Annotated in this window: 11 protein-coding genes; 6 read left to right on the forward strand and 5 right to left on the reverse strand. The window is 31.1% G+C overall.

Annotated elements, in window-relative coordinates; all coding sequences use genetic code 11:
* Nucleotides 1-49: 49 nt before the first annotated feature.
* The 3 genes from katG to ACQ65T_RS08365 all read right to left on the reverse strand — a co-directional run bounded on the left by katG (nt 50) and on the right by ACQ65T_RS08365 (nt 5116).
* The gene (gene katG / locus ACQ65T_RS08355) at nt 50-2236 is read right to left on the reverse strand and encodes a catalase/peroxidase HPI (RefSeq protein ID WP_430400625.1); all 2187 of its coding nucleotides are present in this window, start codon (nt 2234-2236) and stop codon (nt 50-52) included.
* Nucleotides 2237-2373: 137 nt separating this feature from the next.
* On the reverse strand, nt 2374-3831 hold the full coding sequence (gene nhaC / locus ACQ65T_RS08360; protein WP_430400626.1) for a Na+/H+ antiporter NhaC: 1458 nt from the start codon (nt 3829-3831) through the stop codon (nt 2374-2376).
* A gap of 82 nt (nt 3832-3913) precedes the next feature.
* A complete protein-coding gene (locus ACQ65T_RS08365; protein ID WP_430400627.1) occupies nt 3914-5116 on the reverse strand; it encodes an aminotransferase class I/II-fold pyridoxal phosphate-dependent enzyme in 1203 nt (400 codons plus the stop codon).
* A gap of 167 nt (nt 5117-5283) precedes the next feature.
* Between ACQ65T_RS08365 and ACQ65T_RS08370 the strand changes: the two genes are divergently transcribed.
* The 6 genes from ACQ65T_RS08370 to ACQ65T_RS08395 all read left to right on the forward strand — a co-directional run bounded on the left by ACQ65T_RS08370 (nt 5284) and on the right by ACQ65T_RS08395 (nt 13590).
* Nucleotides 5284-5745, forward strand: a complete 462-nt coding sequence (locus ACQ65T_RS08370) for an Lrp/AsnC family transcriptional regulator (RefSeq protein WP_430400628.1) — start codon at nt 5284-5286, stop codon at nt 5743-5745.
* 91 nt (nt 5746-5836) lie between these two features.
* Nucleotides 5837-7240 (forward strand): dihydrolipoyl dehydrogenase, encoded by a 1404-nt coding sequence (gene lpdA / locus ACQ65T_RS08375; protein WP_430400629.1) that lies wholly within the window; start codon nt 5837-5839, stop codon nt 7238-7240.
* Nucleotides 7241-7319: 79 nt separating this feature from the next.
* Entirely contained in the window at nt 7320-8606 is a 1287-nt protein-coding gene (locus tag ACQ65T_RS08380) for an anthranilate synthase component I family protein (RefSeq protein ID WP_430400630.1), read from the forward strand.
* 7 nt (nt 8607-8613) lie between these two features.
* A complete protein-coding gene (tilS, locus tag ACQ65T_RS08385) occupies nt 8614-9921 on the forward strand; it encodes a tRNA lysidine(34) synthetase TilS (protein WP_430400631.1) in 1308 nt (435 codons plus the stop codon).
* Entirely contained in the window at nt 9918-11969 is a 2052-nt protein-coding gene (locus tag ACQ65T_RS08390; RefSeq protein ID WP_430400632.1) for a protein-disulfide reductase DsbD family protein, read from the forward strand. Before tilS ends, ACQ65T_RS08390 begins: the two co-directional genes overlap by 4 nt.
* 85 nt (nt 11970-12054) lie before the next feature.
* Nucleotides 12055-13590, forward strand: a complete 1536-nt coding sequence (locus ACQ65T_RS08395; RefSeq protein ID WP_430400633.1) for a YifB family Mg chelatase-like AAA ATPase — start codon at nt 12055-12057, stop codon at nt 13588-13590.
* Nucleotides 13591-13651: 61 nt separating this feature from the next.
* On the opposite strand, the gene ACQ65T_RS08400 is transcribed toward ACQ65T_RS08395, so the two are convergent.
* Together ACQ65T_RS08400 and ACQ65T_RS08405 are read right to left on the reverse strand one after the other, a co-directional pair.
* Nucleotides 13652-15556, reverse strand: a complete 1905-nt coding sequence (locus ACQ65T_RS08400) for an OmpA family protein (RefSeq protein ID WP_430400634.1) — start codon at nt 15554-15556, stop codon at nt 13652-13654.
* Between the two features lie 11 nt (nt 15557-15567).
* Nucleotides 15568-16476 carry a PorP/SprF family type IX secretion system membrane protein gene (locus tag ACQ65T_RS08405; protein ID WP_430400635.1) on the reverse strand — a complete coding sequence of 303 codons (909 nt, stop codon included), beginning with the start codon at nt 16474-16476 and terminating at the stop codon, nt 15568-15570.
* Nucleotides 16477-16517 lie beyond the last annotated feature (41 nt).

Consider the following 16517-nt stretch of genomic DNA (forward strand, 5'->3'; position numbering starts at 1 on the left):
TAAAAACGCCCCATAGATGGGGCGTTTTTAATAATAAAAAAGATTTTATTTAATTTAAATCATATCTATCAGCATTCATAACTTTAACCCATGCTTTAACAAAATCTGTAACAAATTTCTCTTTAGAATCATCTTGTGCATATAATTCAGCATAAGCTCTTAAAATAGAATTTGAACCAAAAACTAAATCAACGCGAGTTGCAGTCCATTTTATAACACCTGTTTTTCTGTCCCTTATATTGTATAAGTTTTGTCCTATTGGTTCCCAACTATTATTCATATCAGTCAGATTTACAAAAAAATCATTTGTAAGGTTTCCAATGCTATTGGTAAAAACACCATGCTTTGTTTTACCATAATTTGTTCCTAAAACTCTCATTCCTCCTAACAAAACTGTCATTTCGGGAGCTGTTAACCCTAAAAGTTGTGCTTTATCAAGCATTAATTCTTCTGGTTTTACAGCATATTCTTTTTTCATGAAGTTTCTAAAAGCATCATTTGTAGGTTCTAAATCAGAGAATGATTCAATATCAGTCATTTCTTGAATTGCATCACCACGTCCAGCATGGAATGGAACTTTTATATTTATACCAGCATTATGAGCAGCTTTTTCAACAGCTGCTGTTCCTCCAAGTACTATTAAATCGGCAATACTTACTTTTTTATCTAAATCAGCTTGAATTTCAGTAAGTTTATTTAGAACTTTTTTGAGTCTCTCAGGTTCATTACCTATCCATTCTTTCTGTGGAGCTAATCTAATCCTTGCGCCATTTGCCCCACCTCTAAAATCGGAACCTCTAAAAGTTCTAGCACTATCCCAGGCTGTACTTATTAATTCAGTACTTGTTAGGCTACTGTTTAATATTTTTGATTTTAAATCTTCAATTTCAGACTCTGACAATGTATAATTAACAGTAGGAATAGGATCTTGCCAAATTAAATCTTCTTTTGGAGCATCAACACCTAAATAACGATTTTTAGGACCTAAATCTCTATGTGTTAATTTAAACCATGCTCTTGCAAAAACATCCTCAAAATACGCAGGGTCTTTGTGGAATTTTTCTGAAATTTTTCTATAAATTGGATCCATTTTCATTGCCATATCAGCATCAGTCATGATTGGATTATTTTTTTTAGATGGGTCAAATGCATCTATTGGTTTATCTTTTTCTTCAATATTTATAGGCTCCCATTGCCAAGCCCCAGCAGGACTTTTCTTTAATTCCCAATCATATTTCATTAGAAGATGAAAATAACCTTGATCCCATTGGATTGGATTAGTTGTCCAAGCACCTTCTAAACCACTTGTAACAGCATCTTTTCCAACACCTGATCTAGTGGGGTTCTTCCAACCAAAGCCTTGATCTTCAATTTCACCAGCTTCAGGTTCTCTTCCTAATTTTGAAGCATCTCCATTACCATGTGCTTTCCCTACTGTATGACCTCCAGCTGTTAAAGCTACAGTCTCTTCATCATTCATTGCCATACGTTTAAAAGTAGTTCTTACATCTATAGCAGTCTTTAAAGGGTCTGGTTTGCCGTCAACTCCTTCAGGATTTACATAGATTAAACCCATTTGAACAGCGGCTAATGGATTGTCCAATGACTCTCTGTTTTCAACATTGTTATACCTGTTTTTTGTTTCATCTAGCCATTCTTTCTCAGCTCCCCAAAAAATATCTTTTTCTGGATGCCAGATATCTTCTCTTCCTCCGGCAAAACCAAAAGTTTTGAATCCCATTGATTCATACGCCATATTTCCAGCTAAAATCATCAAATCGGCCCAAGATATTTTGTTTCCATATTTTTTTTTAATTGGCCAAAGTAATCTTCTACCTTTATCTAAGTTTCCGTTATCAGGCCAGCTATTTAAGGGTGCAAATCTTTGGTTTCCAGTATTACTTCCACCACGTCCATCTGATACTCTATATGTTCCAGCTGCATGCCAAGCTAAACGGATCATTAATCCTCCATAATGCCCCCAGTCAGCTGGCCACCATTCTTGACTGTCTGTCATTAAATTTTTTAAATCGGTTTTAATCGCTTCTAAATTCAACTTTTTAAATTCTTCAGCATAATTAAAGTTTTCTCCTAAAGGATTTGTTTTTGAATCATGTTGATGTAAAATATCTAGATTTAAAGACTCTGGCCACCATTCCTTATTAGTTGTTGGTGGTTTAGTGTTATCTTCTTTTTGGTGAAAAGGACATTTTCCAAGGTTGTTTGAATGTTCCATGATTTTTACTTTTTTGTATTGTTTGTATGTAGTTGATTTATAGATTATTCATTTTATAAATTTACATAAAAAAAACCATGAAACTCTTGAAGCTCATGGTTAATTCTTATTTATAAATAGATTTTACTTATTAAAACCTATGCTTTTATATCTGAAACCAATTGTTTTATTTTAATATTAAAAGCAGCAAAAATCAATGTCATCACTGGACTAAGTAAGTTAAAGAAGGCATAAGGAAGATAGTCAAAAGTATCTACTCCTAACGTTCCTGATTGATATGCTCCACATGTATTCCAAGGAATTAACACTGAAGTAACTGTTCCTGAATCTTCAAGAGTTCTACTTAAATTTTCTGGAGCTAGGCCTTTATCTTTATATGCTTTAGCAAACATTTTACCTGGAACAACAATTGCTAAATATTGATCAGAAGCTGTTATGTTTAAAGCCATACAACTTCCGACTGTTGCCGCAAATAAGCCAAATGTTGATTTTGCTAAGCTTAATAGTGCTTGACTTATTCTTGATAATGCACCAATAGCATCCATAATTCCACCAAAAACCATTGCACAGATAATTAACCAAATCGTTCCTAACATTTTTTCCATTCCTCCAGAAGTAAATAAGTCAGCAAGTGTTTTGTTGTCAGTTGGAATTACTGATTTTGTAGTTATAGCATTTAAAACACCTTTATATGCATTTGCGAAGTTTAAAGACTTTCCTCCAGAAAGCATTAAAACAATTTCAGGCTGAAAAATGATGGCAAAGACAGCAGCTAAAAGTGTACCTATTAATAAAGCTATTAATGGTTCTGTTTTTTTAATAATTAATCCAATTACAGTTATTGGAACTAAAAATAACCAAGGCGTAATGTTAAAAGTTTTTTCAATATCTGCTAATAAGACAGAAGAGTCAGCAATTCCAGTAATTTCAACATTAAGACCTAGAATTACAAATAGTATTAGTGAGATTACAAAAGTTGGAGTTGTTGTTAATGACATGTATTTTATGTGTGTAAACAAATCCGTTCCGGCCATTGCAGGAGCTAAATTTGTTGTGTCTGACATTGGAGAAAGTTTATCTCCAAAATAAGCTCCAGAAATTACTGCTCCAGCAACCATTCCAACAGGGAATCCTAATGCTCCGCCAATTCCTATTAAAGCGATACCAACAGTTGCAGATGTAGTCCATGAACTTCCAGTTGCAATTGAAATTACAGCACAAATGATTAAAGTAGCAGGTAAAAAGATAGCAGGACTTAAAATTTGTAATCCATAATAAATCATTGATGGAATAATTCCACTTACTAACCATGTTCCTGCAAGTGCTCCAACCATTAATAGAATTAAGATCGCTCCATTTGTAGACCTTACGTTTTCTGCCACTTCATCCATCATTTTTTGGAATGAAACCTTATTGAAAAAACCAACTATTGCAGCTACAGCAGCACCTAATAATAATATAAATTGGTTACTTCCTCCTAATGCGCTATCACCAAAGATATATACATTATAACCTAACATAATTATTAATGCAAAAACAGGAATTAATGCTTCCCAAATATTTAACTCTTTATTCGAATTTATTTTAGTATCCATTTATTTTTTTTTGAAGACGCAATATAAAAAAAAAAATCCGCTTAAGAATTTCTTAAACGGACTTTATTGGTAACTTTTATGTTTAAAGAACATTCAATTCTTTCATACATTGTTTCATCATTTGATAAGTTCTTTCAATGTCATTATCTAATCCAATTGAGAAGCGGATTAATCCATCTGTTAGGCCCATTTCAGCCTGCTCTTCCATAGGGATTTCAGATGAAGTAGAAGTTCCAGGTGCACTAAACAATGTTTTATAGAAACCTAAACTTACTGCTAAATATCCTAAATTACGTTCTTGCATTAATTCCATTAAAGCATTTGCTTTTTCTAATGAACCAGCGTCAATTGTCATCATTCCTCCAAAACCGTATTCTGGATTAATCATTTTAGAATATATTTCATGACTTGGGTGACTTTTTAATCCTGGGTAAACAGTTTTTAAACCATCTTTCTCAAATTTTTCTGCTAAATAAGCCGCGTTATAACTGTGTTGCTTAACACGTAGGTGTAATGTTCTTAAGTTTTTCATTACTGAAGCCGAACGCATACTGTCCATTGTTGGTCCTAATAGCATGCTTGCACCTGAATTTACATTTTTTAAATCGTTAATAAATTCTTGAGAAGCACAAACTACACCTCCAACAGTATCGCTACTTCCATTGATGTATTTTGTTAAAGAGTGAATTACAATATCTGCTCCTAATTTGATTGGCGAAACAGATAATGGTGAAAAAGTATTGTCAACAACTAATTTAAGGTTATGCTTTTTAGCGATTTTAGAAAGGTTAGCTAAATCAGCTACTTCTAATAATGGGTTACTTACAGTTTCACAGTATAAAACTTTTGTGTTAGGTGTTATTGCGGCTTCAACAACATCTAATTTAGTGATGTCTACAAAAGTAGTTTGAATCCCCATTCGAGGTGCAAAGTTCTTTAAAAAGGCATATGTTCCACCATAGATTGTTCTACTTGAAACAATATGATCTCCGTTTCCACACAATTGTAATAAAGTAGGGGTAATAGCACCCATTCCAGATGCTGCAACATTTGCAGTTTCTGTTCCTTCCATTGCAGCAAGAGCTCTATCTAAATATAAATTACTAGGTGAAGAGTGACGAGAATATAAATAACAACCTTCTGCATTTCCTTCGAAAGTATCGAACATTGTTTTTGCAGAAAGGAATGTGTAAGTAGATGAATCAGAAATAGAAGGATTTACTCCTCCAAATTCACCAAAATATTGTAAGTCTTGAATATTGTCAGCTGGATTGAATTTACTCATAATAAGTTGCTTGTTTGAAATTTATAATACATCAAATATCTACAATGTTAATATAAAAATCAAGCATTTGATTAAAATGTAGTTTTTAAAACTAAAATGGTTTAAATATGTAGATTTATTATCTATTAAATTTTGTATTTTTGTACTCCAATAAAAAAAATATCAATATGAAATTAGATGCAATTGACAGGAAACTTTTGGAAATGCTTCAAAAAGATACAAAAAAAACAACAAAAGAACTTTCGGATAAGTTAAACCTTTCTGTTACAGCTATCTATGAAAGAATTAAGAAATTAGAACGTGAAGGTGTAATTAAGAATTACATTGCCTTGTTAGATAAATCAAAGGTAAGTAAAAATTTTGTTGTTTTTTGTCACGTTAAACTTACTCAGCACAATATTGATTTAATTAAGCATTTTGAGAAACAAATTTTGAAATTAGATGAAGTTTTAGAATGTTTTCATGTTAGTGGGGATTATGATTATATTTTAAAAATCTTTGTTGAAGATATGGAAGCCTATCGCGAATTTATGGTTACTAAATTGACAACGATTAAAGATATTGGGAGTACGCATAGTACTTTTATGATTGGAGAGGTAAAAAACACGACTGCATTTAAGTTAAGTTAATTTGAAATACTTTTTTACTAAAAATTACTAATTCGTTTAAACAAAAAACCTTATTTTTGCATCTGGAAAATAAACACACAAAATATATATTATGAGTCAATTTGATGTTACTATTATAGGTTCTGGTCCTGGTGGATATGTTTCGGCAATTCGTTGCGCCCAATTAGGATTCAAAACTGCTATTATTGAAAAATATTCAACTCTTGGTGGAACTTGTCTTAATGTAGGTTGTATACCCTCAAAAGCTTTATTATCTTCTTCTCATCATTATGAAGAATTGCAACATTTTGCTGATCATGGTATTGAAGTTTCTGGGAAAGTAAAAGTAAATCTTGAAAAAATGATTGCTCGTAAACAAGCAGTAGTTGACCAAACTTCAGGTGGAGTTAAATACTTAATGGATAAAAACAAAATTACTGTTTTTGAAGGAGTTGGTTCGTTTGAAAGTGCAACTTCGGTAAAAGTAACTAAAAATGACGGTTCTTCAGAAATTATTGAATCTAAAAACATCATTATTGCAACAGGTTCAAAACCATCTAATTTGCCATTTATAAAATTAGATAAAGAAAGAATCATTACCTCTACTGAAGCATTAAAATTACCAGAAGTTCCTAAACATTTAGTAATTATTGGAGGTGGAGTTATTGGTATTGAGTTAGGTCAAGTTTATTTACGTCTAGGAGCGCAAGTTTCGGTAGTAGAATATATGGATAGAATTGTTCCAGGAATGGACAGTTCTTTATCTAAAGAATTAACGAAAGTATTAAAGAAGCAAGGAATGAAGTTCTATGTTTCACATAAAGTACAGTCTGTTGAAAGAAAAGGAAAAGTTGTAACTGTTCAAGCTGAAGATAAGAAAGGACAAATTGTTTCTTTAGAAGGAGATTATGCTCTAGTATCTGTAGGTCGTCGTCCTTATACGGATGGATTAAACGCAGAAAAAGCTGGTGTAAAAATTACTGATAGAGGAATGGTTGAAGTAAATGATCATTTACAAACTAATATTCCAAATATTTATGCAATAGGAGATGTTGTTCGAGGAGCAATGTTAGCACATAAGGCAGAAGAAGAAGGAACAATGGTCGCTGAAATTTTAGCGGGACAAAAACCTCATATTGATTATAATTTAATTCCTGGTGTTGTATATACATGGCCAGAAGTTGCTGCAGTTGGTCAAACAGAAGAACAATTAAAAGAAGCTGGTGTTGCTTATAAAGCTGGAAGTTTTCCTTTCAAAGCCTTAGGTAGAGCAAGAGCTGGTGGAGATATTGATGGTTTTGTAAAAATATTAGCAGATGCTAAAACAGATGAAGTTTTAGGAGTACATATGATTGGTGCTCGTTGTGCCGATTTAATTGCAGAAGCTGTTGTAGCTATGGAATTTAGAGCTAGTGCTGAAGATATTTCAAGAATGAGTCACGCACATCCAACATTTGCAGAAGCTATTAAAGAAGCAGCTTTAGCAGCTACTGATAATAGAGCATTACACGTATAAAATTTAGTTTATATATTTTTAATAAGCCCGTTTTAATAACGGGCTTTTTGTTGTATTTTTGAGAATCAAATAAGTATACTTGAGAACATCTATTTTTAAACATATAAGTAACCCAAAAGATTTCAAATCTAAATTACTTCATTGGTCAAACCAATTTAGAGAAGTTATTTTTTTAGATTCAAATAATTATCAACAAGAATATTCAAGTTATGATGTTATTGTAGCTTTAGATGCTTTTACATCTATAAAAACTGATTATACTAATTCTTTTCAAGATTTATTTGAATATCAATCAAGAACAAAAGATTGGTTGTTTGGTTATTTATCCTACGATTTAAAAAACGATACTGAAGATTTAAAATCAAATAATAGCGATGGACTTGATTTTCCTGATCTTTATTTTTTTCAACCTAAAAGACTTTTTTTGTTGAAAGGAAATCAATTAGAAATTCAATATCTAAATATGGTTGCTAATGAAGTAGAATTTGATTTTGAAGAAATTATTAATGTTCAATTTTCAATTTTAAATTCTCCAGAATCTCTAAATATTCAGCAGCGTATTTCTAAAGATAATTATTTAAAGAAAGTTTCTAAAATGTTAGACTATATTAATCGTGGAGATATATATGAAGCCAATTTTTGTATGGAATTTTTCGCTTACGATTCTTTAATTGATCCTTTAGAAACATATAAAAAATTAAACGAAATTTCAGAGCCTCCATTTGCAGTTTATTTTAAAAATGATAAACAATATTTGCTTTCGGCTTCGCCAGAACGTTATTTGCGTAAAGAAGAAACAAAAGTCATTACACAACCTATAAAAGGAACTGCAAAACGAAGTTTAGACATAGTTAGAGATATTCAGCTTAAAAATGAATTGAGTTTAAATGAAAAAGAACGCTCAGAGAATATAATGATTGTTGATTTAGTTCGAAATGATTTATCTCATACTGCTACAAAAGGAAGTGTAAATGTTGAAGAACTTTGTGGTTTGTATACTTTTAAACAAGTACATCAAATGATTTCTACAGTCGTTTCTGAAGTAGATTTTACAATTTCACCTATTGAAATTATTAAAACGACTTTTCCAATGGGAAGCATGACAGGTGCACCAAAAATTTCTGCAATGAAAATTATTGAAGAATTAGAAGAAACAAAAAGAGGATTGTACAGTGGTGCAGTTGGTTATTTTACACCAAATGGTGATTTCGACTTTAATGTTGTGATTCGCAGTATTTTATATAATGAAAGTAATCAATATTTATCTTTTTCAGTAGGTAGTGCTATAACTTCTTTATCCAATCCAGAAATGGAATACGAAGAATGTTTGTTGAAAGCAAAAGCGATGTTTGAAGTTTTGAAATAATTTATAGATGTTAGAAATATTACAAAATCATATCAATTCAAACTTTCCTCAATTAAGAGGAAAGCGATTACTTTTGGCGATAAGTGGAGGAATTGATAGTATGGTTTTAGTACATTTATTACATCGATTAAACTTTCAAATTGCAATTGCACATTGTAACTTTCAATTACGTGGAAATGAGAGCGAAGAAGATGAAAATTTTGTAAAAGAATTTGCTCTAGACAACAAGATTCCATTTTACAGTATTTCATTTCAAACAGAGAGATATGCTATAGATAATAAACTTTCAATTCAGTTGGCAGCTCGAAAGTTGCGTTATGAATGGTTTAATGAAGTTTTAGTAAAAGAAAATTACGATTATATACTTACAGCTCATCATTTAGACGATCAAGTAGAAACTTTTTTAATTAATTTTACTCGTGGAACTGGTTTAGAAGGTTTAATCGGAATTCCTTCTCAAAATGACAATATTATTCGTCCGTTATTACCTTTTTCAAGAGAAGAAATAGAAAGTTTTGCTCAAGACAAAAATATTCTTTGGCGTGAAGATTCTAGTAATTCATCCAATAAGTATTTACGCAATAAAATGCGTCACGATGTTATTCCTATTCTTAAAGCGTTAAATCCAAGTTTTTTAAATTCTTTTCAAAATACTTTACGTCATTTATCTCAATCAAATGACTTACTCAATGAAGTTTCAAATGAGGTTTATAAAAAAGTAATTGTCACAAATAAAGGTGTTATTGAAATTGATTTGCCGAAGTTATTAGAATATAGAAATTATAAAGGTTATTTGTACCAATGGTTAAAAAAGTATGATTTCACTTCTTGGGTAGATATTTATGATTTAGTACATGCACAATCTGGCAAACAAGTATTTTCAGAAACTCACGTTGTTTTAAAAGATAGAGAAAGGTTGCTTGTTTTTCCTAAAGTAGAAGAAGTAATTCAAGAATATTTTCTTAATAAAAATGAAAAAACTCTTAAAGTTCCCTTAAATATTTCACTTTGTAAGGTAGATTACATATCTAATACAACTAACAATATTATATTTGTAGACGAAGATAAGATTCAGTTTCCTTTAGTTATTAGAAAAAAACAAGAAGGAGATTCTTTTCAACCATCAGGAATGGAAGGGAAAAAGAAGTTAAGTAAGTATTTTAAAGACGAAAAATATTCGTTGATAGATAAAGAAAAACAATGGATTTTAGCTTCAAATAATTCGATTGTTTGGGTAATTGGCAAACGTGCCGACCAACGATTTTTAGCAAATAAAACAACACACAATATTTTAAAGATAGAAATTACAGAATGAAAAAAATAATCGTCCTTTTTGCCCTTTTTTGTTCCTTTTTAGGAAGTGCCCAAATTTTAGATCCAATAAAATGGTCAACTAAAGTTGTACAAAAATCTGATACTGAATTTGAATTAGTAATGGATGCTGTTATCGATAAAGATTGGCATTTATATTCACAGTTTACTCCAGATGGAGGACCACAACAATTAGAATTTGAATTTAAAAATGCTAAAAATAATTTTACATTAGTTGGAAAAACCAAAGAAGGAGCTTATAAAAAAGTATATAATGACATATTTGAAATTGATGAATATTTCTTTTCAGATAAAGCGCATTTCGTGCAATTAATAAAAGTTATAAATCCCAAATTAAAAGAAATAAAGGTAACATTAGCCGGACAAGTTTGTATTGAAGGAAAATGTATTCAAGAAGATGATAATTTAACATTCAAATTACCAGCAATTAAAGTTGTTGAAAAAGTTGAAGAAGTAATAAAAGACGGACAAAAAGAAGAAATTATCTCAACAGAAGTAGCTTCGACAGATGTTGATTCAGCTTTAATGACTACAGATATTGAAGTTGAAAAGGTTGACAATAAAACAGCAAAAGTAATTATAGATAACGAACCAAAAGAAGAAGAGAAAAAGGGATTATGGACTATTTTCTTTTTAGCTTTCCTTGGAGGATTTGCTGCATTGCTAACACCTTGTGTATTTCCTATGATTCCGATGACAGTAAGTTTCTTTACAAAACAAAGTAAAACTAAAGCTGAAGGAAAGAGAAACGCTATTTTATATGGCATTTCAATCATATTAATTTATGTTTTATTGGGAACTATAGTAACATGGGCATTTGGTGCTGATGCTTTAAATGCATTGTCAACAAACGTTTGGTTTAATGTAATTTTCTTTGGGCTATTAGTGTTTTTTGCAACATCATTCTTAGGTGCTTTTGAAATTGTTTTACCTAATTCATGGGCAAATAAAGTTGATAAACAAGCTGATAGGGGTGGATTTGTTGGAATCTTATTCATGGCTTTAGCTTTAGCAATTGTTTCTTTCTCATGTACTGGGCCAATTGTTGGAACATTATTAGTAGAAGCAGCTTCAAAAGGTGGTTTAGCTCCAATTGTAGGTATGGTTGGATTTTCATTAGCATTGGCTTTACCATTTATGCTATTTGCAATGTTTCCAGGATGGATGAATTCATTACCAAAATCGGGTGGTTGGTTAAACACAGTAAAAGTATCTTTAGGTTTCTTAGAATTAGCTTTAGCATTTAAATTTTTGTCAAACGCTGATTTAGTAGTTCAAGGACATTATTTAGAAAGAGAGTTATTCTTAATCATCTGGATTGTAATTTTTGGTGCTTGGGCTTTATATTTATTCGGAAAATTAATGTTGCCGCACGATAGTCCAATTTCACATCTATCAGTTGGAAGATTGTACATGGCCATTTTAGTTTCTATGTTTACATTATATCTAATTCCTGGACTTTGGGGAGCACCTTTAAAATTAATTTCAGGATTTCCACCACCAATGACGTATAGCGAAAGTCCAAATGGAGTAGGTTATAAGTTTGAAGGAAATGTTGGGGCAGTTTCAACTTTACCAGAACATGCTCACAAAGGACCACATGGAATTATAGCTTTTCATGATTATGAAAAAGGGTTGGCTTACGCGAAAGAAGTTGGAAAACCAATTTTATTAGACTTCACTGGATATGCTTGTGTAAACTGTAGAAAAATGGAAGATTTCGTTTGGTCTACTACAGAAATTTTGCCAATATTGAAAGGTGAATTTGTTTTGATTTCATTATATGTTGATTCTAAAGAAGAATTACCAAAAGCTGAACAATATGTATCTCCAGAAACAGGTAAAGAGATAGAAACTATTGGAAATAAATGGAGTGATTATCAAATAACACGTTATAAAAATAACGCACAGCCTTATTATATCATTTTAGATGATGAAGGAAAAGATATAAGTAAGCCTATTGGTTACACTCCAGATGTTGAAGAGTATAAAACTTGGTTAAAAGAAGGTATTTCAAAATTCAAAAAATAAATTAAATCCCGAGCAATCGGGGTTTTTTATTTCAAAAACTTTTCTATATTTGTATCTATATAAGCCATTTTAAAAAGTACATGCCATGTTAATAAAAGTATTTGGAAGCGCCGTTTTCGGTGTTGAAGCCACAACTATTACTGTAGAAGTAAATATCGATAAAGGAATAGGCTACCACTTGGTAGGATTACCAGATTCCGCAATTAAAGAAAGCAGTTATCGTATCGCTGCAGCTCTTAAAAACAACAATTATAATCTTCCCGGAAAAAAAATTACCATAAATATGGCTCCTGCCGATTTACGTAAGGAAGGTTCTGCTTATGATTTAACTTTAGCAATTGGAATTCTTGTGGCTTCTGGACAAATAAAAGCGGAAGATGTCGCTAATTATGTTATAATGGGCGAATTGTCCTTAGACGGAAGTTTACAACCCATCAAAGGCGCTTTATCTATTGCTATTAAAGCAAAAGAGGAAGGATTTAAAGGAATAATGTTACCTATTCAAAATGTAAAAGAGGCTGCAATTGTTGAAGGTATTGATGTATACGGAATTGAAAACGTTTTACAAGTAATTGATTTTTTTGAAGGTAGAGGAAACCTAGAGCCAACCATAATTGATTCTTCAGAAGAGTTCAACAAAACATTAGAATTTCCTGAGTTTGATTTCAGTGACGTTAAGGGTCAGGAATCTATTAAGCGTTGTATGGAAATTGCTGCGGCTGGAGGGCATAATATTATTTTAATAGGTCCACCTGGTTCTGGAAAAACGATGTTAGCAAAAAGACTACCAAGTATTTTGCCACCAATGACGATGAAAGAAGCATTGGAAACAACCAAAATTCATTCGGTTGCTGGGAAAACTAAAGAAGTTGGTTTAATGGCACAACGACCGTTTAGAAGTCCACATCACACGGCTTCAAGTGTCTCATTAGTTGGAGGAGGAAGCTATCCGCAACCAGGCGAAATTTCTCTAGCTCATAATGGTGTTTTGTTTTTAGATGAATTACCAGAGTTTAAACGAGAAGTCTTAGAAGTAATGCGTCAACCTTTAGAAGATAGAGAAGTTACTATTGCTAGGGCAAAATTTACGATTACATATCCATCTTCATTTATGTTAGTAGCTAGTATGAATCCGAGTCCAGGTGGATATTTTAACGACCCAAACGCTCCGGTTTCAAGCTCTCCTATGGAAATGCAACGCTATTTAAGTAAAATTTCTGGTCCGTTATTAGATAGAATTGATATTCACATTGAAGTAACTCCGGTTCCTTTTGAAAAATTGACAGAAACACGTAAAGCTGAAAGTAGTTTAGAAATTAGAGAGCGTGTTTCAAAAGCGAGACAACTACAATCAATTCGTTTTGAGTCGTTTGAAAATATTCACTATAATGCTCAAATGGGTTCAAAGCAAATTCGTGAGTTTTGTGAACTTGATGAAGGTTCACTACAATTATTAAAAACTGCTATGGAGCGATTAAATTTATCAGCAAGAGCGTATGATAGAATTTTAAAAGTAGCTCGTACTATTGCAGATTTAGAAGCATGTGAAAAAGTTGTTTCACATCACATTGCAGAGGCTATACAATATAGAAGTTTAGATAGAGAAGGTTGGTTGGGATAGTATAAAAATTATGCCTCTATTAAAGAATAGAGGCATAATAATGAATAAGAGTAGAGGATTCTTAGTTCATTTTTACAACAATAAACTCACTTCTTCTGTTTTGTTGATGTTCAGCTTCTGAACATTCAACTCCATCTGAACAATTATTAACTAATTCTGTTTCACCAAATCCTTTAGCGGTCAATAGTTTTCTGTCAATCCCATTCTTTACCATATATTCTAAAGTAGATTTCGCTCTTCTGTCAGATAATAGTTCGTTATATTTATGAGTTTGTCTACTGTCTGTATGAGAACGTATAGCAACTTCCATATTTGGATATTCTTTCATTACTTCAACTATTTTTTGTAAATCTTTTGCAGCATCAGAGCGAATATTCCATTTGTCTAAATCAAAATAAATGATGCTAATTTTAAATATTTTAGCTAAATCAGTACCTTCTTCTATAGGAAATATATTTCGCTCTAATTCAATGTCTAGTTTTGTAATTCCTGTTTGTTTTTGAGGAGGAAATGATTTTTCTCTTGTTTCATATTCTTCTTTTGAAGCTCTTATATAATATTTTTTATTACAATCAATATTAAATGAATATACTGCATTAGCATCTGAATTAGTTTCTTGTAATTGATTCATGTCTTCATCAAATAAGATTACTTTAGAGTTAGGTAATATTTCTTTAGTATCTAAATCTGTGATTATACCAGTAACTTTTTGATTACACACATTGAATGCGTAAATATCATCATAGCCTGCACCTCCATCTCTATTTGAAGATAAAAAACCTGTGTTTTTATCATTAACAATAAAACTAAAATCATCTTTAGAACTATTAATTGGCTTTGCTAAATTTTTAGGTTTAGTAAATTGATTATTTACTAACTTAGATTCAAAGACATCTAACCCACCTAATCCTAAATGTCCATTTGAAGCAAAATATAAAATATTATCATGTGAAATAAAAGGAAAAGTTTCTCTTCCTTCAGTATTAATTATAGGGCCTAAATTTTCGGGAATGCCATAAGTATCATTCCCATTAATGCTTACTTTATAAATATCAGCACTTCCATATCCACCAGGCATATCTGATGAAAAGTATAAAGTTTTTTCATCAGCGCTTATACTAGGGTGGCCTACACTATAATTATCGTTATTAAATGGTAGTTCTTTTATATTTCCCCATTCGTTATTTGAAAAAGTTGCCTTATATATTTTAATCCATGTTGTTTTATCATCTGATTTTCCTTTTTTATTTAAATAATTATTTCTTGTAAAATACATGGTTTTTCCATCTTTAGTAAAAACGGGTGATGATTCGTTTAATTTTGTATTAATTGTTTTTGAAAAATTTACAGGAGTACCTATTTTATTATCTTCGTCTAAAGGAGCAATATATAAATCAGTGAAATTTTGATTTGTCCAATCATGAACTTTGCTATAAATAGCACCATCTGTTCTTGAAGAAGTAAATACTATTTGGTTTCCAAAATAGGAAGCTCCATAGTCCATATATTCCGAATTTATATCTGTTTTTTCAATTGTATATTTACCAGAGTTCAACTCAATATCAGATAGATAATCTTTATTGTTTGCAAATTCCTTTCCTCTTGAATCCGTTGTGTTTTTGTTGAATAGCGCTAAATATTTATTAGCATTTTCATAATCTTCTATAGACTTTAAAGATTGCGCATATCTAAAATAATATTCAGGATCAACAGTTTCATTTAATGCAAATAATTCTTTGTACCATTTGGCTGCTTTGTCTAATTCTCCATTAAAATAATAGGAATTACCTAGTTTCATAAATAAATCAGCTGATTTATGTCCTTTTTCTGCTACTTTTTCATAGATTTCTATCGCATCTATATATGAATATTTTGCATATTTTTTATCTGCTGAATTAAGTTTTGATGTTTGTGCAAATGTTGCAGAAACTAAACCAATCAATATTATAGAGTAAATTGCTTTCATAATTTTTTGATTTAAAAGAATCTAGGTGAAGAAATTCTACTATTATTAAATAACTCATATCTTAAAAATATTTCATGGGAACCAGAGTTATAATTAGACAACTTTGTAGTTTCCATGTCGTATCCATATCCTATAAACCATGATTCAGATATTTGAAATCCTATTAATCCACTTATTGCTGCACTCCATCTATAAGCAGCCCCAAGTGTTAGCTTATCATTGATTAAAAAGTTTGCAGTAATATCAGCTTGTAAAGGAGCTCCTTCTACAATTTTAGTTAAAAATGCAGGTTTAAATTTTAAACTAGGGCTTATATCAAATACATGTCCACCAATAATATAATAATGCATTTTTTCTCTTGTAATTGCTACTTCATTATCATCAAAATGTTTTGTTTCAAAAAGGTTAGGTACAGATACTCCAAAATAAGTGTTTTCAGAAAATAAGTAAACACCGGCACCAACATTTGGTGTAAAATCACCATTTAAATTTTGAAATTGAGGATCGTTTTGATCATAAATATTTAATTTATTTACATCTAGATTAAACAAATTAGCAGTTCCTTTCATTCCTAACGATAATTTATAATTCTCAGAAATTTGTATAAAATAAGCTAAATCTGCTGAAATTTGATTCTCTGTAGTTGGACCAATTTTGTCGTTAATTATCGAAAACCCAAGTCCGAAATTAGAATCACCTATTGGTGTGTTTAATGATACATTATTTGTTACCGGTGCACCATCTAATCCAACCCATTGATTTCTGTGTAATAAGAAAACACTTAATGTTTCTCTTGATCCTGCATAAGCTGGATTTACATTTACCGTGTTATACATATATTGTGTGTATTGTGAATCTTGTTGAGAGAAGCACAATGCTTGCGATAAAAGTATAGCTATTAATATGATTTTTGTTTTCATGTGCTAATGTTTTTTAATTAATAAGTTTAATTGAATAGCAT

This window comes from Flavobacterium sp. (genome assembly GCF_965284515.1).
GTDB lineage: Bacteria > Bacteroidota > Bacteroidia > Flavobacteriales > Flavobacteriaceae > Flavobacterium.